Annotated in this window: 19 protein-coding genes, 1 tRNA gene and 1 pseudogene; 14 read left to right on the top strand and 7 right to left on the bottom strand. The window is 67.1% G+C overall.

Translation table 11 applies throughout. The features are described from left to right. Positions 1-11 precede the first annotated feature (11 nt). The 3 genes and pseudogenes from ASD87_RS18705 to ASD87_RS27515 form a co-directional block, all read right to left on the bottom strand. Positions 12-1,421, bottom strand: coding sequence for an amidase family protein (locus ASD87_RS18705; RefSeq protein WP_056324971.1), 1,410 nt, complete (start codon positions 1,419-1,421; stop codon positions 12-14). Positions 1,422-1,504: 83 nt separating this feature from the next. Then, entirely contained in the window at positions 1,505-2,062 is a 558-nt protein-coding gene (locus tag ASD87_RS27520; RefSeq protein WP_255357272.1) for a tripartite tricarboxylate transporter substrate-binding protein, read from the bottom strand. Positions 2,063-2,141: 79 nt separating this feature from the next. After that, positions 2,142-2,480, bottom strand: a pseudogene (locus tag ASD87_RS27515) (Bug family tripartite tricarboxylate transporter substrate binding protein); the annotation flags it as partial. A 142-nt stretch (positions 2,481-2,622) separates the two neighbouring features. On the opposite strand from ASD87_RS27515, the gene ASD87_RS18695 reads away from it, so the two are divergent. From ASD87_RS18695 to ASD87_RS18640, 12 genes are all read left to right on the top strand, one after another. After that, positions 2,623-3,531 carry a LysR substrate-binding domain-containing protein gene (locus tag ASD87_RS18695; protein ID WP_056324966.1) on the top strand — a complete coding sequence of 303 codons (909 nt, stop codon included), beginning with the start codon at positions 2,623-2,625 and terminating at the stop codon, positions 3,529-3,531. Between the two features lie 85 nt (positions 3,532-3,616). Next, positions 3,617-4,249 carry a GntR family transcriptional regulator gene (locus ASD87_RS18690; RefSeq protein WP_172802155.1) on the top strand — a complete coding sequence of 211 codons (633 nt, stop codon included), beginning with the start codon at positions 3,617-3,619 and terminating at the stop codon, positions 4,247-4,249. 27 nt (positions 4,250-4,276) lie between these two features. Then, complete coding sequence (locus tag ASD87_RS18685; RefSeq protein WP_056324964.1) at positions 4,277-5,266, top strand: tripartite tricarboxylate transporter substrate binding protein; 990 nt, start codon at positions 4,277-4,279, stop codon at positions 5,264-5,266. Between the two features lie 32 nt (positions 5,267-5,298). After that, positions 5,299-6,303, top strand: a complete 1,005-nt coding sequence (locus ASD87_RS18680) for a tripartite tricarboxylate transporter substrate binding protein (RefSeq protein WP_056324963.1) — start codon at positions 5,299-5,301, stop codon at positions 6,301-6,303. A gap of 32 nt (positions 6,304-6,335) precedes the next feature. Next, positions 6,336-7,397, top strand: coding sequence for an isocitrate/isopropylmalate dehydrogenase family protein (locus ASD87_RS18675; RefSeq protein ID WP_056324961.1), 1,062 nt, complete (start codon positions 6,336-6,338; stop codon positions 7,395-7,397). 2 nt (positions 7,398-7,399) lie between these two features. Next, entirely contained in the window at positions 7,400-8,272 is an 873-nt protein-coding gene (locus tag ASD87_RS18670; RefSeq protein ID WP_056324959.1) for an amidohydrolase family protein, read from the top strand. Between the two features lie 25 nt (positions 8,273-8,297). After that, positions 8,298-9,212 (top strand): LysR family transcriptional regulator, encoded by a 915-nt coding sequence (locus ASD87_RS18665; RefSeq protein WP_056324957.1) that lies wholly within the window; start codon positions 8,298-8,300, stop codon positions 9,210-9,212. 194 nt (positions 9,213-9,406) lie between these two features. Continuing rightward, positions 9,407-10,381, top strand: a complete 975-nt coding sequence (locus ASD87_RS18660; protein WP_056324955.1) for a tripartite tricarboxylate transporter substrate binding protein — start codon at positions 9,407-9,409, stop codon at positions 10,379-10,381. A 29-nt stretch (positions 10,382-10,410) separates the two neighbouring features. Further along, a complete protein-coding gene (locus tag ASD87_RS18655) occupies positions 10,411-11,559 on the top strand; it encodes a mandelate racemase/muconate lactonizing enzyme family protein (RefSeq protein ID WP_056324953.1) in 1,149 nt (382 codons plus the stop codon). Continuing rightward, the gene (locus tag ASD87_RS18650; RefSeq protein WP_056324951.1) at positions 11,556-12,563 is read left to right on the top strand and encodes a D-2-hydroxyacid dehydrogenase; all 1,008 of its coding nucleotides are present in this window, start codon (positions 11,556-11,558) and stop codon (positions 12,561-12,563) included. The genes ASD87_RS18655 and ASD87_RS18650 overlap by 4 nt, the downstream gene beginning before the upstream one ends. A 224-nt stretch (positions 12,564-12,787) precedes the next feature. After that, positions 12,788-14,641: an ABC transporter ATP-binding protein gene (locus ASD87_RS18645; protein WP_056324942.1), complete on the top strand. Its 1,854-nt coding sequence runs from the start codon at positions 12,788-12,790 to the stop codon at positions 14,639-14,641. A gap of 82 nt (positions 14,642-14,723) precedes the next feature. Beyond that, positions 14,724-15,302: a hypothetical protein gene (locus ASD87_RS18640; RefSeq protein WP_235512751.1), complete on the top strand. Its 579-nt coding sequence runs from the start codon at positions 14,724-14,726 to the stop codon at positions 15,300-15,302. 57 nt (positions 15,303-15,359) lie between these two features. Here the strand turns inward: ASD87_RS18640 and ASD87_RS18635 are convergent, their stop codons facing one another. Both ASD87_RS18635 and ASD87_RS18630 read right to left on the bottom strand, forming a co-directional pair. Next, on the bottom strand, positions 15,360-15,755 hold the full coding sequence (locus tag ASD87_RS18635) for a hypothetical protein (RefSeq protein WP_056324940.1): 396 nt from the start codon (positions 15,753-15,755) through the stop codon (positions 15,360-15,362). Between the two features lie 328 nt (positions 15,756-16,083). Next, positions 16,084-16,989 (bottom strand): LysR family transcriptional regulator, encoded by a 906-nt coding sequence (locus tag ASD87_RS18630; protein ID WP_056324937.1) that lies wholly within the window; start codon positions 16,987-16,989, stop codon positions 16,084-16,086. Between the two features lie 186 nt (positions 16,990-17,175). Here ASD87_RS18630 and ASD87_RS18625 point away from each other — a divergent pair, with 186 nt between their 5' ends. Next, positions 17,176-17,925: a glucose 1-dehydrogenase gene (locus ASD87_RS18625; RefSeq protein WP_056324934.1), complete on the top strand. Its 750-nt coding sequence runs from the start codon at positions 17,176-17,178 to the stop codon at positions 17,923-17,925. Positions 17,926-18,046: 121 nt separating this feature from the next. Beyond that, positions 18,047-18,433, top strand: a complete 387-nt coding sequence (locus ASD87_RS18620; RefSeq protein ID WP_056325933.1) for a VOC family protein — start codon at positions 18,047-18,049, stop codon at positions 18,431-18,433. 144 nt (positions 18,434-18,577) lie between these two features. Here ASD87_RS18620 and ASD87_RS18615 read toward each other — a convergent pair. Continuing rightward, a tRNA-Gly gene (locus ASD87_RS18615) sits at positions 18,578-18,651 on the bottom strand. 144 nt (positions 18,652-18,795) lie between these two features. After that, positions 18,796-19,782 carry a tripartite tricarboxylate transporter substrate binding protein gene (locus ASD87_RS18610; protein ID WP_056324932.1) on the bottom strand — a complete coding sequence of 329 codons (987 nt, stop codon included), beginning with the start codon at positions 19,780-19,782 and terminating at the stop codon, positions 18,796-18,798. Between the last annotated feature and the right edge of the window lie 23 nt (positions 19,783-19,805).

Raw genomic sequence — 19,805 nt, 5'->3', positions numbered from 1 at the left:
AAGGGACGCCGTCAGATGCCAAGCCGTTCCAGCACTGACCAGCCGGCCCGCGCCTCGATGACCTCCCCGGCCGCCAGGCACAGGTCTTCGCGGAACCGCCCGGCCACCAACTGCACGCCGACAGGCACACCGTGCGCCAACCCCACCGGCACCGACAGCCCCGGCAGTCCCAGAATCGCCGTCGAGACCAAAGGACTCTGCGCCCGCAGGATGTCCGCCATCACGTCGGCGCCCTGCTGATCCCGATCCACCGGGAAAGGGAGCGCGAACGACACCGGCATTAGCAGAACCCGATAGCGTTCAAAGAAGCGGCCCCATTCGCGCAGCATCGTCGTGCGCATCGCCATGGCTTGAACGAAGCCGTCCTTGTCCCGGCGCGGCGTGTGCGCCAGCATGCTTCGGTACGCGTTCCGGATGGCGCGATCGCCCGCGCGTTCGATCTCGCGCTGCATGGACCCGGCGGCTTCGTTCATCAGCACGTCCAGCCACAGCGCGGCCGCGGCGTCGAACTGCGGCGGCTCGGCGGCCTCGACGATGTAGCCCGCGTCCTGCAACCAGCCGGCGGCACGTTGCAGCGCGTCGGCCACTGCGGCGTCGGCCTTGTGCTGCGCCGTGCCCGCGAACAGCGCGACGCGACGGTTGCCTGGCAAATCGGGAAACGCCAGCGGCGCAGGCACCCACCAAGGATCGCGCGCGTCGCCACCCGACATCGCCGCCACTCCCAAGCGCAGATCGGCGACGGTACGCGCCAAAGGCCCTTGCGTGGCCGCCATCTGCGATACCACCGGGCGCTCCGAGCGCTGCGTGGCGTTGTAGCCCGGCACCCGGCCCTGCGAGGGCCGCAGCCCCGCAACGCCGCAGCAATACGCGGGATAGCGGATCGAGCCGCCCTGATCGCTGCCATGCGCAAGCGGCCCGACGCCCAGCGCCGCCGCCACCGCCGCGCCGCCGCTTGAGCCGCCCGGTGTGCGCGCCACATCGAACGGATTGACGGTGCGGCCGTGCAGATCGTTGTCGCTGAACCAGCGCCACGAAAACGCCGGGACATTCGTGCGTCCGATGACAACCGCGCCCGCGCGGAGCCAGTTGTCGACCGCCGGATTGTTCTCCTGCGCGATGAGGTCCCGATAGGCCGTCACGCCGTTGGTCGTGGCGGTGCCAGCCAGATCCGCGTTGGCCTTGATCGTGACCGGCACGCCATGCAGCGCGCCCAATGCCTGCTTGCCGCGCACCGCCGCGTCGGCGGCATCCGCGGCGCGCAGCGCCTGTTCCGCATACGTCTCCGTCAGCGGATTGAAGGCGGCATTGACCGCGTCGGCGCGGTCCAGGCAGCTCTGCACGGCTTCGCGGCTGGATACTTCACCGTCGCGGATGGCTCGGGCCAGGTCGAGCGCGTTCCAGCGCCAGAGTGCGTTCGTCATGTTGTCTCCCTATTCTGATAACCCTGTTCTGCGCGGACCGCGCCGGCGCACGCGCGCTGCAAAGCCCGTTCCGCGCCGACCGTTCAGTCCGCCGACGCGCCGGACTGCTTGACCATCGCCGCCCAGCGCGGAATCTCCGCAGCGATGAGGCTGGCGAACTGCTCGGGCGTGGACGGCGTGGCATCGACCGACAGCGTCTCGTTCTGCTTCTGCACCGCGGGGTCTTGCAACGCCTTGGCAATGGCGGCGTTCAGCTTGGCGATCACCGGCGCCGGGGTGCCCGCCGGCGTCACGATGCCGCCCCACGACACGACCTCAAATCCCTTCAAGCCCGATTCGTCCAGCGTCGGCACATCCGGCAGCACCGGCACGCGCGTCAGGCTGGTGGCGCCCAGCACCTTGACCTGGCCCGCGCGGATGAAAGGCAGCACGCCCGCCACGTTGTCGATCATCACGTCAAGCTGTCCGCCGGCCAGATCCACCACGGCCTGCTGGCCGCTCTTGTACGGCACATGCAACATGGTGGTGCCGGTTTCGCTCTTGAGCATCTCTCCCGCCAAATGCGCGCTGGATCCGACGCCCAGCGATCCCACGCTGACCTTGCCCGGATGCTGCTTCGCGTACGCGGCCAGCTCCTGCACGTTGCTGGCCGGCAGGCCGTTGCGCGATCAGCACCAGCGCATTGCTGATGGCCAGGCTGACGGGCGCCAGGCTGCGTTGCGGGTCATAGGGCAGCTTGGCGTACATGCTCTTGTTGATCGCCAGCGTGACGATATTGCCGAAGCCGATGGTGTAGCCATCGGGCGCGGCCGACGCCAGCGCCTGCGTGCCGACGATGCCGCCCGCGCCGCCCCGGTTCTCCACGATGACCGGCTGCCCCAGCTCGCGGCCGAGCGCGTCGGCGATCGGCCGCAGCACCACATCCGGGCCCGACCCCGCGGCATACGGGACGATGAGCTTGATCGGCCGCTGCGGCCAGTCGGCGCGGGCGGCGCTGGCGACGGTGGCGGCCACGAGGACCAGAAACAAGGAAACGGCACGGCGGGCAAAGATCGGCATGGCATTCTCCTGAAGCGCTTTTCGGGCCAGGCCATCGGTCTTTCCGGGCCTGATCGACGATCAGCTTAGGGATGGTCCGCGCTGCGTGTAAGGCTATATTTTTGTTAAGGTGACCACCCCAGGTTGTCAGGGGCTCATCGTCGTGAAAGACCATCAATTGCGCGCGTGGCTGAAAGTGGCCGAACTGCGCAGCATCCGCGCCGCCGCGCGCAGCCTGCATCTGAGCCAGGCCGCCGTGACCAAGGCCATCAAGGAACTCGAAACCGAACTGGACGCGCCGCTTCTGACGCGCAGCCCCAAGGGCATCGCCGTCACCGAATGCGGCGAGCACCTCACGGTTCGGGCTCGCCTGGCGCAGGCGCAACTCGCGCTGGCCCGCCAGGACATCCGCCAGCTGCTCAGCGGCGCGCAGGCGCGCGTGGCGGTCGGCGTCACACCCATGGTGATGATGAGCGTGCTGCCCGACGTGCTGGCCGAGTTCCGCGCAAGCATGCCGGCCGCCAGGGTCAAGGTCTCCGAGGGATTGCTCCCCGCGGTGCTGCCCGCGCTGCGAAACGGCGCGCTGGATTTCGCGCTGGCCTCGCGCATGAACGACGGCGCCGGCGGGCAGGAATTCGACTTCGAGGAACTGCGGCCGCTGGAATTCATGATCGCGTGCCGCAAGGGTCATCCGCTGGCGCGCGCAAAGCGTTGGGACGACATCCGCGGCTGCGAATGGCTGCTCAACGTATCGCCCGGCAGCCACACCGAAGCCTTTCTGCGCGGGCTGCGCGCGCACCGCCTGCCCGAACCCCAGCGGGTCATCGAGTGCGACACCTTCGGCGTCATGTGGAACCTGATGACCCGCAGCGACGCGCTCATCCTCTGTCCGTCCGGCATGCTGGACATCAAGCCCTACGGCGACGAGGCACGGCGCATCCGCGCCGACGTGCCCATGCCCGTGGCCAGCATCGGCATCATGACGCTGCAGCGCACGCCGCTGTCGCTGGCGGCGGCCACCATGGCGGACCTGTTCCGGCGTCACGTGTCGCGCGCACCGCTAGGCGGATAACCCGGCCAGGCATCTATTTTCAGGGGCCGGATTGTCGGTCGATTTTTTGTATGCAAAAATATACAAAAAACGCATCGAGACAGCCTTGCCCATTCCCAAGAGCAATTCGCAGGCCTTCGCGGCCTACAACGAGATCAAGCGCCGCATCCTGGCCGGCATGTTCACGCCCAGCCACCGGCTGCGCGAAGTGGAAGTCGCCGACCAGCTCGAAATGGGCCGCACCCCCGTGCGCGAAGCGCTCAAGCGCATCCAGGACGAAGGCCTCATCACGCACGAGCCCGGCCGCGGACTGGTCGTCACCACGATGGACCAGCAGGAAGTCGGCGAGCTCTACTCCATGCGCGAAGTGCTGGAGGGCGCTGCCGCCGCCTTCGCCGCGCGCCATGCCACGGACGCCGAAGTCGCCAACATGCAGGCCATCCTGGACGAAGGCGACGGCGGCGACCCCGTCGCCCAGAACCTGCGCTTTCACCAGGCCATCTACAGCGCCGCGCACAACCGCTACCTGATCCGCTCGCTGCATTCGCTGACCGAGACCACCTACCTGCTGGGACGCAGCACGCTCAGCTCATCGGAGCGGGCCGGCCGCTCCAACCAGGAACACCAGGCCATCGTCGACGCCATCCGCGCCCGCGATGTTCAAGGCGCGCAAGACGCCGCGCAGCACCACATTCACCAGGCCCTGCTGGAACGCCTAAAGATGCTGCGCCAGGGTTAAGCGCGGCCATCGATCGGAGACAAGTCGATGAAGCAGTTCAACGTATCCCCGCAGCGGCTGCTGGCGGGGCTGGCCCTTCTGTTGCCCGCGCTTTGCGCGCCGGTGGCAGCGTCCGCCGATTCCTACTCCAGCCGCCCCATCACGTTGGTGGTGCCGTTTGCGGCGGGCGGCGGCACCGACAGCATTGCGCGCGACATGGCGCGCACGCTGGCCGACAAGCTGGGGCAGTCCGTGGTCGTGGAAAACCGCGGCGGCGGTGGCGGCTCCATCGGCGCCGCGCTGGTCGCCAACGCGCGGCCTGACGGCTACACGCTGCTTTTTGCGACGTCCACATTCGTCACCAACGCCGCCGCCGGCATCAGCACCACCTATGACGTGCGCAAGTCCTTCGCGCCCATCGCGATGCTGGGCCGCGGCCCGCTCTTCGTGGTGACGGCCAAGGACCTGAAGCTGACCTCCATCGCCGACCTGCGCCAGCTCGCCGCCAAGCCGGGCGCGGACCTGAACTTCTGCTCGGCCGGCAACGGCAGCATCAACCATCTGGCCGGCGAACTGTTCAAGCAGAAGACCAACGCCGCCATGACGCACGTGCCCTACAAGGGCAGCGGGCCGGCCACCGTCGATCTGCTGACCGGACGCGTTCAGGTGTTTTTCGCCACCGTGCCCACCATCCTGTCGCAGGTGCGCGACCAGCGCGTGGACCTGCTGGCCGTCACGGGCAAGACGCGCTCGCCGCTGTTCCCCGACACGCCCACCGTGGCCGAGGCAGGCGTTGCCGATTTCGACATCACGACGTGGTGGGGCGTGCTGGCGCCGGCCGGCACGCCGCCCGAGGTCGTCGGCAAGCTGAACCAGGCCATCAACGACGCGGCCGCCGACAAGCTGGTCGCCGACCGCCTGAAGCACGAAGGCGCCCAGGCCATCAGCGGATCGCCCGACGACTTCGGCAAGGCCCTGGCCGCCGAACTGGAGATGTGGCAAGGCGTGGTCAAGAAGTCCGGCATGAAGCTGGACTGACCGGCCCGCCGCACGCACAACAAGGAGACACCATGCAGCAGCCCCGACATCCCCTGAACCCCGCGCGCCGCCGCCTGCTGCAAGGCGCGGCGGCCGGCGTGGCGCTGACCCTTGCCGGCGCGGCGCGGGCGGCGGATGCCTATCCCGCCAAGCCCGTGACGATCATCGTGCCCTATGCCCCCGGCGGGCAGGGCGACGTCTTCGCCCGCATCCTGGCTGAACGCCTGGGCACGGAACTCAAGCAGACCTTCATCGTCGAGAACCGCCCCGGCGCATCGGGCGCGGTCGGATCGCGCATCGTGTTGCGCGCGCCCGCCGACGGCTACACCTTGCTCCTGGGCCAGACCGGCGAAATCGCCGTCAACCCGTACGCCATGAAGTCGCTGGGCTACGACCCGCTGCGCGAGTTCGCGCCGGTGATCCTGGTGGGGGATTCGCCCCTCGTCCTGGCCGTGCCGGAAAAGTCGCCGTATGCGGACCTGGCCGCGCTGATCGCGGCCGCCCGCGCCAAGCCGGACGCCATCGCCTACGCGTCGTCGGGCACCGCCACGCCGGGCCATCTGGCCGCCGCCGCGCTGGCGCTGGGCACGCAAACACGCATGATCCACGCGCCGTACAAGGGCGCCGGCCAGGCCATGTCGGACCTGCTCGGCGGGCATGTCGACTGCTTCTTCTCCAGCGCATCGGCCGCCATGCCGCACATCAACAGCGGCCGGCTGCGGGCGCTGGCGGTATCCTCGCGGGAGCGCCTGGGCATCCTGCCCAAGGTGCCCACCATCAGCGAGGCCGCCGTGCCGGACTTCCAATTCAGCTTGTGGGGCGGCGTCTTCGCGCCCGCGCAGACGCCCCCCGCGGTGGTCGAGCAGCTCAATGCAAAGCTGAATGCCATCCTGGCCGAACCCGCGATCAAGTCGCGGCTCGAAGGCGACGGCGCGGCCGTGCGGCCGAACACGTCCCAGGAATTCACGGCCTTCGTGCGCAGCGAAGCCGCCAAATATCAGAACCTGGTGCAAGCCACCGGGGTCCAGGTCGACTAAACCCGGCCGAATCATCCACAGGAAAACGCTCCATGAAAATCGTTGTACTCCCCGGCGACGGCATCGGCCCCGAAACCATGGCGGTCGCTGTCGACGTGCTTGAAGCCGTCTCGCGCCGCTTCGGCCTGAACCTGCAGTTCGACCACGACATTGCGGGCCACGACAGCCTGAAGCAGCACGGCGCCACCGTCACGCCCGCCCTCCTTGAAAAGGTCAAGGCGGCCGACGGCCTGATGCTGGGCCCCATGGCCACCTATGACTTCAAGGACGAAGCGCGCGGCGAAATCAATCCGTCCATGTACTTTCGCAAGAAGCTGGACCTTCACGCCAACATCCGTCCCGCGCGGACCTACCCCGGCATGCAGGCGCGCCTGGGCGAATTCGACCTGGTGGTGGTGCGCGAGAACACCGAAGGCTTCTATGCCGACCGCAACGTCGAGTCCGGCGGCAGCGAGATGCTGATCACGCCCGACGTCGTCGTGTCCCTGCGCCGCATCACCCGCCAGTGCTGCGAGCGCATCGCGCGCACGGCGTTCGAGCTGGCCATGACGCGCAACAAGCACGTCACGATGGTGCACAAGGCAAACGTGCTCAAGCTGGGCGACGGCATGTTCCTGGAGATGTGCCGCCAGGTCGCGCAGGAATTCCCGGAAGTCCGCGTCGACGACGTGATCGTCGACGCCATGATGGCGCACGTGGTGCGCGCGCCTCAGCGCTACGACGTCATCGTCACCACCAACATGTTCGGCGACATCCTGTCCGATCTCACCGCCGAACTGTCGGGCAGCCTGGGCCTGGGCGGCTCGCTGAACGCGGGCCGCGACTACGCGATGGGACAGGCGGCGCATGGCTCGGCCCCCGACATCGCAGGCCAGAACATCGCCAACCCGATCTCGCTGATCCTGTCGGGCGCGATGCTCCTGAACTGGCACGGCCAAAAGACCGGCAACCAGGCCTTCCTGCAGGCCGCCGCCGCCATCGAGGCCACCATCGCCGACACCATCCTCGCGCAGGAATGCACGCGCGACGTGGGCGGCAAGCTGGGCACGCGCGAAGCCGGCGCGGCCTTCGTCGCGCGCCTGCAGGCGGGCTGACCATGACGGCGCCGCAGCTTGCCGCCGGCGCCTGCGATTGCCACGTGCACGTCGTGGCGCCGCAGGCCGATTACCCCATGCTGGCGGACCGGCCCTACACGCCCGGCCCCGCGTCCGCGGATGCGCTGCGCGCGCATCTGCAACGCCTGGGCCTGGCCCATGCCGTGATCGTGCAGCCCAGCATCTACGGCACCGACAACCGCCTGCTGGTGGACAGCCTGCTGGCGCTGGACGGCGCGGCACGGGGGGTGGCCGTCGTGGATGATGACGTGGCGGACGCTGAACTCTCGCGCCTGCACGACGCCGGCGTGCGCGGCCTGCGCGTCAACCTCGAAAGCACGGGCGCCAGCGACGCCGCCACCGTCAGCCGCGCGCTGTCGGCCTGGGCCGGCCGCCTTGCGGGGCAAGGCTGGCACCTGCAGGTCTACGCTTCGCTCGACGCCATCGCCGCCGCGGCCCCCGCGCTGGCCCGGCTGCCCGTGCCGGTGGTGCTGGACCACTTCGCGATGATTCCGGCAGCGCTGCCGCTGGACGATCCGCGCGTGCGGCAAGTGCTGGCGCTGGTCGGTGACGGCGCCGCGTACGTCAAGCTGTCCGCGTCGTACCGCATCAGCGCCAACCCCGATGACACCGAAGCGGCCACGCGCGTCACCGCGCTGGCCCGCGCCTTCATCGCTTGCAACCCCGAACGCGCCCTGTGGGCCAGCGACTGGCCGCACACCAACCGCGAACCCGGCAAAGGCCCCACTGAAGTCAGCGCCTATCGCGACGTTCCGCCAGAACGCCTGCTGCGCGAAATCGCGGCCTGGCTGCCCGACGCGGCGTTGCGCCGCCAGGTGCTGGCGGCCAATCCCGCGGCGCTGTATGGTTTCTAGTCCTTAGCGCAGCGGAGTCCGCCGCATGAACCTATCGCTACGCCACATGAAGGCCTTCACGGCCCTGGCGGCATTGCGCAGTTTCACGCGCGCGGCCGAGCACTGCTGTCTGACGCAGAGCGCGTTCAGCGCCCTCATTTCCAACCTGGAAAGCGACCTCGGCGTGAAGCTTTTCTCGCGCAGCACACGCAACGTCGAGCTGACCGCCGAGGGCGAGGCCTTTCAGAACATCGTCGCGCACCTGCTGCCTGAAACAGAGCGCGCCCTGGCCGAAATGCGCGACCACGTCGAGCGGCGCAAGGGCCGCGTTGCGCTTGCCGCGCTGCCGTCGATTTCGTCAGGCATCCTGCCCGGGTTGATCGCCCGCTTCGGCGACGACTACCCCGGCATCAGCGTGCAGGTGCAGGACGTGGCCAGCACCGTGTGCATCGACATGGTTCGCAACCGCCAGGTGGATTTCGCGCTGTGCGCGGCTGCCTATCCCAGCACCGACCTCGACATCGAGGTGCTGGCGCGCGACACCTTCCACTTCATCTGTCCCGCCAGCCACCCGCTGGCGGCCCGCCGCCGCCTGTCGGTGCAGGACGTGCTGGACTATCCCATCATCGGCTTCGAGAGCAACAGCAGCATCCGCCAGCACCTGGACGCCGCCATCTATCCCCGGCAGTGGCTGCGTTCGCACCAGGTCAACAGCCTGTCGACGGCGGCCGGGTTCATCGCGGCCGGCCTGGGCGTCACCATTGCGCCAACCCTGGCGCTGTTTCAGTTTCGGCTGGCCGGGCTGAAGGCCGTGCCGCTGTCCCTGCCGATCAACGAACGCGACATCTGCCTGGCACGGCGGCGCGACGCCACCGATTCGTTGGCTGCGCAGGCTTTCCTCGCCCTGCTGCGAGAACACCTGCAGCCCTCCGTCCAGGCGCTGGCCCGCACGCTGGACTGACGCTTTCGCCTGCGATGCCAGACGGGCGGGCGCCTTGCCACCGGCGCACCCCACCCGCATTCACGCGCCCGCTTTTCGCCGCGCGCGCATTTATCGATTTCTTCGATTTTCTTATCAAAATTATCCATTCATCGACTGAGAAGCGGTGCCTATCATGGGGTCACAACAGCAGAACAATTCAAGGAGACAACCCCATGAAGCGCCTCGCCCGTGTTCTCGCTGGCGGCTGCCTGTCCGCCGCCTTCGCCTGCGCCGCCCCGCTGGCATTTGCCGATACCTACCCCGCCAAACCCGTGCGCCTGATGGTTGGCATGGCGCCCGGCGGATCCAACGACACGGTCGCCCGCATGGTGGCGGCCGAATTGTCCAAGACGTGGCCGCAGCCGATGATCGTCGAGAACAAGCCGGGCGCGAACAGCACCATCGCCACCGGTGAACTGAAGCGCTCGCCCGCCGACGGCTACACGTTGATGCTGGTGATCTCCTCGCACGTGACTAATACGCTGCTCTACCCCAACCTCACCTACACGCTCACGGATTTCGCGCCCGTCTCGCTGATCGCCGACACCCCGTTCGTGCTGGTCGCCAATCCCAAGTTCGAGCCCAACACCACCAAAGACCTGATCACGCTGGCCAAGAAGAAAGAGCGCGGCATCGACTTCGGCACGCCGGGCCAGGGCTCCACGCAGCACATCTCGCTGGAGCTGCTGGACCAGATGGCCGGCATCCGCATGAACCACATTCCCTACAAGGGCGGCGCGCCCGCGCAGACCGACGTGATCGGCGGGCTGATTCCGTTGATCTTCGCCACGCCCACGCAGAGCCTGCCCTTCATCAAGCAGAACAAGCTCAAGGCGCTGGCTGTGACGTCAAAGGAGCGCCTGCCGCAACTGCCCGACGTGCCGACGCTTGCCGAATCCGGCGTGCCCGGTTACGAGGCCAACGTCTGGTTCGGCATCATCGCGCCGGCCGGCACGCCGCCGCAGGTCGTCGAATTCCTGCACAAGGAGATCTCGCGCGTGGTCAGCCAGCCTGCCATGAAGGCGCGCCTGGACGAAATGGGCCTGAAGCCGCTGGATGAATCGCCCGCGCAGTTCCAGCAATTAATCGACAGCGAAAAAGTGAAGTGGGCTGGCGTCATCAAGCAAAGCAACCTCAAGTTCGACTGATCCCAATCCAAACCGGAGCATCCCTGCATATGCCTACCATCGAATCCGTCTCAGTCTGCATCGCCCGCGTGCCGCTCGCGAATCCGGTGACGTTCTCCACGCGCCAGGTCAAGGCGCGCGAATACTGCCTGGTGCGTATCCGCTCGACCGACGGCCACGAGGGCCTGGGATACTGCTACGCAGTCAACAGCGCGGGACGCCTGCTGTCCGTAGCGGTGACCGACCTGCTGGCGCCGCGGCTGGTGGGCCAGGAGTCCCTGCGGGTCGAAGGCCTGTGGACCGAGCTGTACCAGGAGGCGCTGCTGCTGGGCCGCGCCGGCGGCGTGATGCGCGCACTGTCCGCCATCGACACGGCGCTGTGGGACTTGAACGCGCGCAGCGCCGGCGTGCCGCTCTTCCAGTACCTGGGCGCCACGGTGAAGGACCGCGTGCCGGCCTACGCCAGCGGCGGGTACTACCAGCCGGGCAAGACGCCGGACAAGCTGGCCGCCGAAATGGCGCAGCACGTCAAAGAGGGCTTTCGCGCCGTCAAGATGAAGGTCGGCCTGGAAAGCGTGGCCGGCGAGCGCAAACGCATTGCTGCCGTGCGCGAGGCCATCGGCGACGACGTGCGCCTGATGCTGGACGCCAACAACGCATGGCGCGACCTGCCCACGGCGCTGGAATACATGCGCGCGTTCGAGCCCTATCACCCCTTCTGGATCGAAGAACCCTTCTCGCCCGACGACATCGACAACCACGTGCGGCTGGCGCGCGCCACGCCGGTCACGGTCGCCACCGGGGAAGTCGAAGCCGGCCGCTGGCGCTTCAAGGACCTGATCGCCAGCGGCGCCACCACCATCCTGCAAACCGACGCGACCGTGTGCGGCGGCATCACCGAATGGCGCCGAATCGCGGCCACGGCGGACAGCCACGGCATCACCGTTGCGCCGCACGCGTGGCACGACGTGCACATCCACCTGGCCGCCAGCGCGCCCAACGCGACCTACGTGGAATGGATGCCGGACGATCACATCGTCAACTTCCGCCGCCTCATCGACCGCCAGCTGCAGGCCGAAGACGGCAACCTGCTGGTGCCCACCGAACCCGGTCTTGCCTTCCGGTTCGACGACGACGCGATCGCCGAATACGGCGTCATCTATCCCGGCGAACGCGACCGCTGGCAGGTCGTCCGTTGAACACGGCCGCCCCCGCGCTGGGCCTGCTGCTGTCGGCCAAGGTCGATGCCGCGCACGGCCCGCGCCTGGACGGCATGGCCCAAGCGGGCGGCGTGCGCCTGCAACGCCATCGTGTCGATGATGCAGACCCCAGGCACATCGACGTGGCCTTCTTTTCGCGGGACCTGTACGAAGGCAGCTCCCTGCGCAAACCCGGGCCGCTATCCGATGCGTTCTTCCGTGTGGCGGACGCCGCGCCCAACCTGCGCTGGCTGCACGTGTGCTCATCCGGCCAGGACTTGCCCCAGTACGCAACTACGTTGGCGCGCGGCATCCCAGTCACCGCGTCAACCGGCGTCACCGCCGCCCCCATTGCCCAGACGGCGGTGGCTGCCATCCTGGCGCAGTCACGCGGCTTCGACCGGTGGCTCGCGTCGCAGGCGCAGCGCGCATGGCAACCCTTGACGGGCGACGCGCGGCCCCGCGACCTCGCGTCGATGCGCGTGGTGGTGCTGGGCGCAGGCGCGATCGGGCAGGAGATCGGGCGTTTGTGCTCGGCGCTTGGCCTGTCCACCACGGCTGTGCGCCGCCGCGCCGAACCCGCGCCAGGCTTTGACACCGTCATAGGTTTGGATCAACTGGACGACGTCCTGCCGCATTGCGATTGGCTGGTGCTGGCGCTGCCCCTGAACGCATCGACCGCTGGCATCGTCGGCGGCCGCCAGCTCGCGCGGCTGCCGCGCGGCGCCCGCATCGTGAACGTCGCCCGGGGCGAGCTGGTCGACCAAGCCGCGCTGACGCACGCGCTGGCCAGCGGACACCTGGCGGGTGCGTACCTCGACACCTTCACCGAAGAGCCGCTGCCCGTGGCGTCGCCCCTCTGGTCGCTGCCCTCGGTGTGGATCAGCCCCCACAACAGCGCGGCGTCGCTCGGCCACGAGGACCGCGTCGTCGACTGCTTTGCGGATCGGTTCCGGCACTGGCTGGCGGCTCACGCGGCAGCGCTGGGCGCTGCGCGCCGCTAACCCGTCTTCCGGGTTCCTTCCGCGTCGATCCCGCCCTTCCCCGCCGGCCAATCGACCAGGCTTTCACCTCGCGCCGCCTAATCCCTCTCTGCATTTCCCGGCGTTTGCCGAATGCGCTTAAATATCGCTTTGCGCCGGGGCATGCTCCCCCCGGGCCCGCCGCGGCCGTGCGCGCCACGCCAGCGCCTCATCGAAAGCCCCATCCAGATTCCGGAGTCTCTGCCTTGTTCCGCAGATTTGAAAGCCAGCTCAACCCCTTCCCTTCCGAGAACGTGCCCCCGCCGCCCACGGGATTCTTCGCGTTCCTCTGGTTCTGCACGCACGGCTCGCGCCGCTACATCGCCGCACTGGCGATCCTGAGCGCGGCCGTCTCCATCTACGAAGCATGGCTCTTCGCCTTCCTGGGCCAGGTCGTCGACATGCTGACCGCCTGGAACGCCGGAGAGCCCGCGTCGGCGCACGAGCAGCGCGTTCTGTGGGGCATCGCCATCGTGCTGTGCGCCAGCGTTGGCGTCGTCGCGCTGCGCACGCTGGTCCAGCATCAGGTCCTGGCCATCAATCTGCCGCTGCGCCTGCGATGGGACTTTCACCGCATGATGCTGCGGCAAAGCCTGTCGTTCTTCTCCGATGAATTTGCCGGCCGCGTCACCACCAAGGTGATGCAAACCGCGCTGGCCGTGCGCGAAGTGCTGCTGACTTTCTGCGAAATCGTGCTCGGCATCGCCGTCTACTTCATCACCATCGTCGCGCTGGCCGGCGGGTTCGACTGGCGGCTCATGCTGCCCTTCATCGGCTGGATGGCGCTTTACGGGCTGGCCATGATGTATTTCGTGCCGCGTCTGGGCAAGGTCGGCAAGGAACAGGCGCATGCCCGCTCGTCCATGACGGGCCGCGTCACCGACGCCTACACCAACATCACCACCGTCAAGCTCTTCTCGCACACCAACCGCGAGGCCCGCTTCGCGCGCGCCGCCATGGAGGACTTCAAGGAAACCGGCTACCGGCAGATGCGTCTGGTCAGCCAGTTCGAGATCGTCAACCAGGCGTTGGTATCGGCGCTGATCCTGGGCGCTGGCGGTTACGCGCTGTGGCTGTGGCATGGCAGCGAAATTGGCACCGGCGCCGTCGCCGCCGTCACCGCCATGGCGCTGCGCGTGAACGGCATGTCGCACTGGATCATGTGGCAGATGACCTCGCTTTTCGAGAACATCGGCACCGTGCAGGACGGCATCGCCACCCTGACTCACGCCCCCAAAGTCCAGGACGCGCCCAACGCGGCCACCCTGCGCGTCACGCGCGGCGAAGTTCAGTTCGACGACGTCTACTTCAACTACAACAATGAGCGCCAGGTCCTGGACGGCCTCACGCTCATCGTGCGCCCCGGCGAAAAGATCGGCCTGGTGGGCCGCTCGGGCGCCGGCAAGTCCACACTCATCAACCTGCTGCTGCGCTTTTACGATGTCGAACGCGGCCACATCCGCATCGACGGCCAGGACATCTCGCAGGTCACGCAAGACAGCCTGCGCAGCGCCATCGGCATGGTCACTCAGGACACGTCCCTGCTGCACCGGTCCATCTGCGACAACATCGCCTACGGCCGCCCCGACGCCAGCCGCGAAGAGATCCGCGCCGCCGCGGCCCGTGCGCAGGCCGACGAATTCATCGAGCAGCTCAGCGATTCGCATGGCAATTCCGGCTACGACACGCTCGTCGGCGAACGCGGCGTCAAGCTGTCTGGCGGACAACGTCAGCGCATCGCGATCGCCCGCGTCATGCTCAAGAACGCGCCCATCCTGCTGCTGGACGAAGCCACCAGCGCGCTCGATTCGGAAGTGGAAGCCGCCATCCAGGAAAGCCTGGACGAAGTCATGCAAGGCAAGACCGTCATCGCGATCGCGCACCGGCTATCGACGATTGCCGCCATGGACCGGCTTATCGTGATGGATCAAGGGCGCATCATCGAACAGGGCAGCCACGCGGAACTGCTGGCGATGAACGGCGTGTACGCGCGCTTGTGGCGGCACCAGAGCGGCGGTTTTCTGGCGGAAGAACCCAGCGAACCCAGCCAGCAGCCGTGACCGGAGAAGTTTCGTTGCACTTTATTAGGGACGCAATAAAGGTCCGATCGGATAATCCTCGCGCCATTCGATAAGGATCTTTATGTTGAAGTTGAAAGCTGCCCTCCTCATCTCGGCGCTCGGCGCCGCCGCCGTTCTGCCCGCGCACGCCGCCTCACAGCGCTCCGTCGATGCCCGCGAGTTCGACGTTGCCGGCGTCAAGACCGGCATGGACTTTGACGAAGCGCTCGCCGCCGCCGCCAAGAATTTTCATGTCGGCAAGAAAGACATCCGGATCGGCTACGCGAGGAACAACCCCGTCACGAACTCCAAGATGCCGATGAATTTCAGCTACGAGAAGGACGGCATCAACTTCATCGTCCACTTCGAACCGCGCGTGCCCGTCGACCAGCAACGCCCGCTCGCGGTGTCGCAGATCCGTTATGAACTGCCCTGGACCCCGGCCAACAAGGAAGCGATGGGCAAGGCGGCGCTGGAGAAGTACGGCCGCCAGTCCAACTACCCCAACGACCTGAATATGGAATGGTGCGCCAAGCCCAGCTCGAATCCCGGCATGGGCTGCTCGAACGACATGACGCAGGCGGTATTGAAATACAGCGGCGTCAGCATCCAGATGGTTGACCCGGCATGGACGAATGCACGGATCGAGTTTGCAGCGTAGCCAGTCGAGAAAGCCCAGCTTCTGATGCGCCGCGGCAAGCGGCGGGACCGCCTGCCGCTACAGCAGCGTCACCGCGGCGGCCGCCCCGGCAATGGCCACCAGCCAGGCCCAGCGCCGTCCCGGAAAAATGGCCTGGAGCAGGCTGCCCCGCTCCAAACGTGCGACGTGATTGTCAATCCCGCGCTGGCACAACGCTTCCATCTCCGCCAGGGCCTGGCGACGCGTGGCGTTGCGGTCGACAGTACCCTCGGTCACGGCCCACTCGAACATCTCGTCCAGATCCAGTTCGGACAGGATGCCCTCGGCCGCCAGCCAGACCAGGGCGCCGCCCAGCGTCATGAAGGGCGCCTGCGGCAGCGCTTGCAGCCTAAGCAGCGCCGCCGCATGGTGGTCAGCGCGAATGACGCCGTCAACGCGCAGGCGCTCAAGAAGCGGGAGGGGCGCCTGCGTCATGCCGGCATGCCAGACAAAAGGAACGCACGCTGGCGCAACATGGAATCAGCACTCCCCGGTAACGAAGTCGATGGCGGGTCCCTTGCGGCCAAAAGGCCGACTCGGATTCCCCTCATGACGGCGAAGACAAGGAACGCTTCGCCATCGTTTTTCGACGTCGTTTTACCAGCCGCTGTCGGCCCTTAGAGCCCTTCCTTGGCTGTCCATTGATCGAGGGCAGGACAGACCTCAATTGCGTGAAACGAACCGCATATTCGAAATGGATCGATGGAAATTTTCCGGCAACCACCCACGCGCCAGGTAATGGAGAATGCCCCGGCAGCCTGGCTCAATCCCCAAGCCGCGCGGGAAGTTGCGCCAAGAGCCAATCGATGAACACGCGCAGCCGGTGCGTGACATGGCGATTGTGCGGATACACCACATGAAAGGGATACGGCTGAGGCCGCCACGGTTTCAGGATCTCGACGAGCGCGCCACGCTTCAACGCGGGGCCCGCCGCATAGGTAAAGGTCTGAACAATGCCCAAGCCCGCCAGCGCCGCCGCCAGATGCGCGTTGCTTTCGTTCACGCCCACGCGGTGTTCGACCTTGATCTCCGTTTTCACGCCGTCGCGTTCAAAGCGGAATGGAAATGCCCGGCCGTTCTGCGGCGACAGGTAGCTGACCAGTTTGTGGCCGTTCTTCAACTCATCCGGATAGGCCGGCGTGCCGAATTGCTTGAGGTATCCCGGCGTGGCGCACGTGATCAGGTCCGCCTTGCCGATCTGCCGGGCCACCAGCGATGAATCGTCAAGCGGACCGCCACGGATCACGCAATCCACGTTGTCGCTGATCAGGTTCACGGCGCGATCCGACACGCCAAGATCGATCCTGATGTCGGGATAACGCGCCAGGAAATCGGGGATCGCGGGGATCAGCACATCACGCGCCGTGGATCCGCCCACATCGATGCGCAGGTGGCCTTTGGGCTTTCCCTGCACGGCCTTGAAGCCGCCGTCGATGTCTTCCAGATCGCGCACGATGCGCAGCGTCTTCTCGTAGTACTCGCGGCCTTCGGGCGTGACCGTCACGCGCCGGGTCGTGCGTTGCAACAGGCGCACGCCAAGGTGCGCCTCCAGGTCCTGGACCATCTTGCTTAGCGTGGCGTTCGGCATGTCCAGCGAATCTGCCGCCCGCGTGAAGCTGCCCGCCTCCACCACGCGGGCAAAGCCGCGAATCGCCGTCAATTGGTCCATGCCGCAGTCTCCTCAAGCGCGTCGATTATCCATAAATATGAATAGTTCTTTTAATCTTACCGGGTTTATTCATTATCCAGGCGGCCCTACAGTACCTCCATGCCCAATCATTACCGGCCTCTCAGCGGAATTCGCCGCACCGGCACATGACGGTCAACCTTCACTTTCAAGAACATGGAGCGCATCATGAACCAACAACTGAACGGCAAAATCGCCCTCGTCACCGGCGGCACCACAGGTATCGGCCTGGCAACCGCCCAGGAACTGGCCGCGCAAGGCGCGCGGGTCTTCATCACCGGACGCCGCCAGGCGGAACTTGACGCCGCCGTGGCCAGCATTGGCGGCGCGGCGACGGGTATTCGCGCCGACGCGTCGGTGCTGAGCGAGCTGGACACGGTCTACGCCCAGATCGCCGAAAGCGCCGGACGGCTCGACATTCTGTTTGCCAACGCCGGCGGCGGCGACATGATGCCGCTGGGCGCCATCACCGAAGAACATTTCGATCGCATATTCGGCACCAACGTGCGCGGCACCTTGTTCACCGTGCAAAAGGCGCTGCCGCTGCTGGTCGACGGCGCGTCGGTGATCCTCACGGCCTCGACCGTTTCGATCCAGGGAACGGCGAACTTCAGCGTCTACAGCGCCAGCAAGGCCGCCGTGCGCAACTTTGCGCGTTCGTGGGCGCTGGACCTCAAGGACCGCGGCATCCGCGTAAACGTCGTCAGCCCCGGCCCTGTCCGCACGCCAGGACTGGGCGGCCTGGTTCCGGACGAGGCGCGTCAAGGCCTGTTCGATCATCTGGCCGCGCAGGTGCCGCTGGGCCGCCTGGGCGAGCCGCAAGAGATCGGCAAGGCGGTTGCGTTTCTGGCTTCCGACGCAGCCAGCTTCGTCAATGGCGTCGAGCTGTTTGTGGATGGCGGCATGGCGCAGGTGTGAGCGACCGCCGCGCCAGCCCCATGCAGTCGCCTCGACTTGCGATACATCGCTTCCTTGCCCGCCCCCATGGCCTATGCTGATCGCTCCGGCCCGGGGGGCCGCCTTGCTGAAGGAGCAGTGCATGCTGGACCACATCACCATCCACGTGAGCGACTTCGCGCGTAGCCGCGCGTTCTACCAGAGCGCGCTGGCGGCCTTGGGCTATGTGCCACGCAAGACTTTCGAGACCGACATGGGCTTTGGCACCGGCGACCCCGCCGATGCCGACAACCCGGGTGGCGAGTTCTGGATCCATGAAGGCACGCCCTGCACCCCGCGCGTGCATGTGGCCTTCCGCGCACGCAGCCGGGACGAGGTCGACGCCTTCCATCGCGCCGCCTTGGCCGCCGGCGGCCGGGATAACGGCCCGCCGGGATTGCGGCCCCACTACCATCCCAACTATTACGGTGCGTTCATCCTGGACCCCGACGGCTACAACGTCGAGGCCGTGTGCCACCGCGCCGCCTGACCGCACGGCGCGCGTGGGAACACCTCCGCGCACGCCAACGCGGACATCCGCACGCGCGGCATTGAATCGATGCAGGGAATGAAATGCCGACGCGGCAGAATCGAAGGATTCGCGTCGCGGGGATGGGAGCTTGCTGGGGATTGATGGAGCGGGTGAAGGGAATCGAACCCTCGTATGAAGCTTGGGAAGCTGCCGTTCTACCATTGAACTACACCCGCTCGGGTGTCGTGCCGCGGCCGTGGGCCGGGCAGAGCCGCGATTATAGCGCGGCTTTTTTCGGGCGGGGCGGCGGTAAACCGCCCCGTTCCGGTCAATCGCTACGATAAATCGCTACGATAAATCGCTACGATCACCCGCAGCGATCAATTCGCCGTGATGTTGGCCGCCTTGACCACCTTGCCCCAGCGGTCCAGTTCGGTCTGCGTGTAGGCGCCCAGTTCCTTCGGACCCATGAACGTCGCCTCGGCGCCCTGCTCGGCCGCCTTCTTGCGGAACTCGTCGGTCTTCATGATCTTCTGGATCTCGCCGGCGATCTTGTCCACGACCGGCGCGGGCGTGTCCTTCGGCGCGTACATGGCGAACCACGACGAGACGATTAGGTCGGGGTAGCCGGCTTCGGCGGCCGTGGGCACGTCGGGCAGCGACGGCAGGCGGGCGTTGCCCGTGACCGCCAGCGCGCGCAGCTTGCCCGCGGCGATCTGGCCCAGGAGCGGCGGCGGCGTGGTGATGGTCATGTCGACGGCGCCGCCCAAGAGATCGTTCAGCGCGGGCCCCGTGCCCTTGTAGGGAATGTGCGTGATCTGCGTGCCGGCCATCTGGTTGAGCAGCTCCGTGGCGACCTGCTGCAGCGAGCCGTTGCCCGACGACGCGTAGTTCAGCTTGCCCGGGTTGGCCTTGGCGTAAGCGACCAGTTCCTTCAGGGACTTGATGGGCAGATCCGGGCGCACGACCACGACCTGCGGCGCCGACAGCACATTGGCGACGGGCGAGAAATCCTTGATGGGATCCCAGCCGGCGGCGGGCGTCACGTGCGGGGTGATGACCTGAAAGCCCGAGTATTGCAGCAGCAGCGTGTAGCCGTCCGGCTTGGCGCGGGCCACGGCCTGCGCGGCGATGCCGCCCGAAGCGCCGGGCTTGTTCTCGACGACGACGCTCTGGCCCAGTGCCGCGCCCAACGGCTGGGCGATCAGGCGGGCGGCGATGTCGGTGGTGCCGCCGGGCGCGGCGGACACGATCAGCGTGACGGGGCGATTCGGAAAATCGGCCTGCGCGCTGGCGGCGCCGGCGGCAAAGGTCAGGGCAAAGGCGGCGCTGGCGCGCAGGGCGGTGGGCAGGCGGAAAGAGGCCATGCGTTGTCTCCTGGGTATTGTTA

It is taken from the genome of Achromobacter sp. Root170 (assembly GCF_001428165.1).
GTDB lineage: Bacteria > Pseudomonadota > Gammaproteobacteria > Burkholderiales > Burkholderiaceae_B > Achromobacter > Achromobacter mucicolens.
Note: the sequence above shows the minus strand (reverse complement) of the source record. Positions and strands in the feature narration are given on the sequence as shown.

What these genes read in the sequence shown, in the direction of transcription:
- ASD87_RS18705 (WP_056324971.1), bottom strand. Translation starts at nt 1,421, where the DNA reads ATGACGAACGCACTCTGGCGCTGGAACGCGCTCGACCTGGCCCGAGCC.
- ASD87_RS18685 (WP_056324964.1), top strand. Translation starts at nt 4,277, where the DNA reads ATGAAGCAGTTCAACGTATCCCCGCAGCGGCTGCTGGCGGGGCTGGCC.
- ASD87_RS18680 (WP_056324963.1), top strand. Translation starts at nt 5,299, where the DNA reads ATGCAGCAGCCCCGACATCCCCTGAACCCCGCGCGCCGCCGCCTGCTG.
- ASD87_RS18675 (WP_056324961.1), top strand. Translation starts at nt 6,336, where the DNA reads ATGAAAATCGTTGTACTCCCCGGCGACGGCATCGGCCCCGAAACCATG.
- ASD87_RS18670 (WP_056324959.1), top strand. Translation starts at nt 7,400, where the DNA reads ATGACGGCGCCGCAGCTTGCCGCCGGCGCCTGCGATTGCCACGTGCAC.
- ASD87_RS18665 (WP_056324957.1), top strand. Translation starts at nt 8,298, where the DNA reads ATGAACCTATCGCTACGCCACATGAAGGCCTTCACGGCCCTGGCGGCA.
- ASD87_RS18660 (WP_056324955.1), top strand. Translation starts at nt 9,407, where the DNA reads ATGAAGCGCCTCGCCCGTGTTCTCGCTGGCGGCTGCCTGTCCGCCGCC.
- ASD87_RS18655 (WP_056324953.1), top strand. Translation starts at nt 10,411, where the DNA reads ATGCCTACCATCGAATCCGTCTCAGTCTGCATCGCCCGCGTGCCGCTC.
- ASD87_RS18640 (WP_235512751.1), top strand. Translation starts at nt 14,724, where the DNA reads ATGTTGAAGTTGAAAGCTGCCCTCCTCATCTCGGCGCTCGGCGCCGCC.
- ASD87_RS18635 (WP_056324940.1), bottom strand. Translation starts at nt 15,755, where the DNA reads ATGACGCAGGCGCCCCTCCCGCTTCTTGAGCGCCTGCGCGTTGACGGC.
- ASD87_RS18630 (WP_056324937.1), bottom strand. Translation starts at nt 16,989, where the DNA reads ATGGACCAATTGACGGCGATTCGCGGCTTTGCCCGCGTGGTGGAGGCG.
- ASD87_RS18625 (WP_056324934.1), top strand. Translation starts at nt 17,176, where the DNA reads ATGAACCAACAACTGAACGGCAAAATCGCCCTCGTCACCGGCGGCACC.
- ASD87_RS18620 (WP_056325933.1), top strand. Translation starts at nt 18,047, where the DNA reads ATGCTGGACCACATCACCATCCACGTGAGCGACTTCGCGCGTAGCCGC.
- ASD87_RS18610 (WP_056324932.1), bottom strand. Translation starts at nt 19,782, where the DNA reads ATGGCCTCTTTCCGCCTGCCCACCGCCCTGCGCGCCAGCGCCGCCTTT.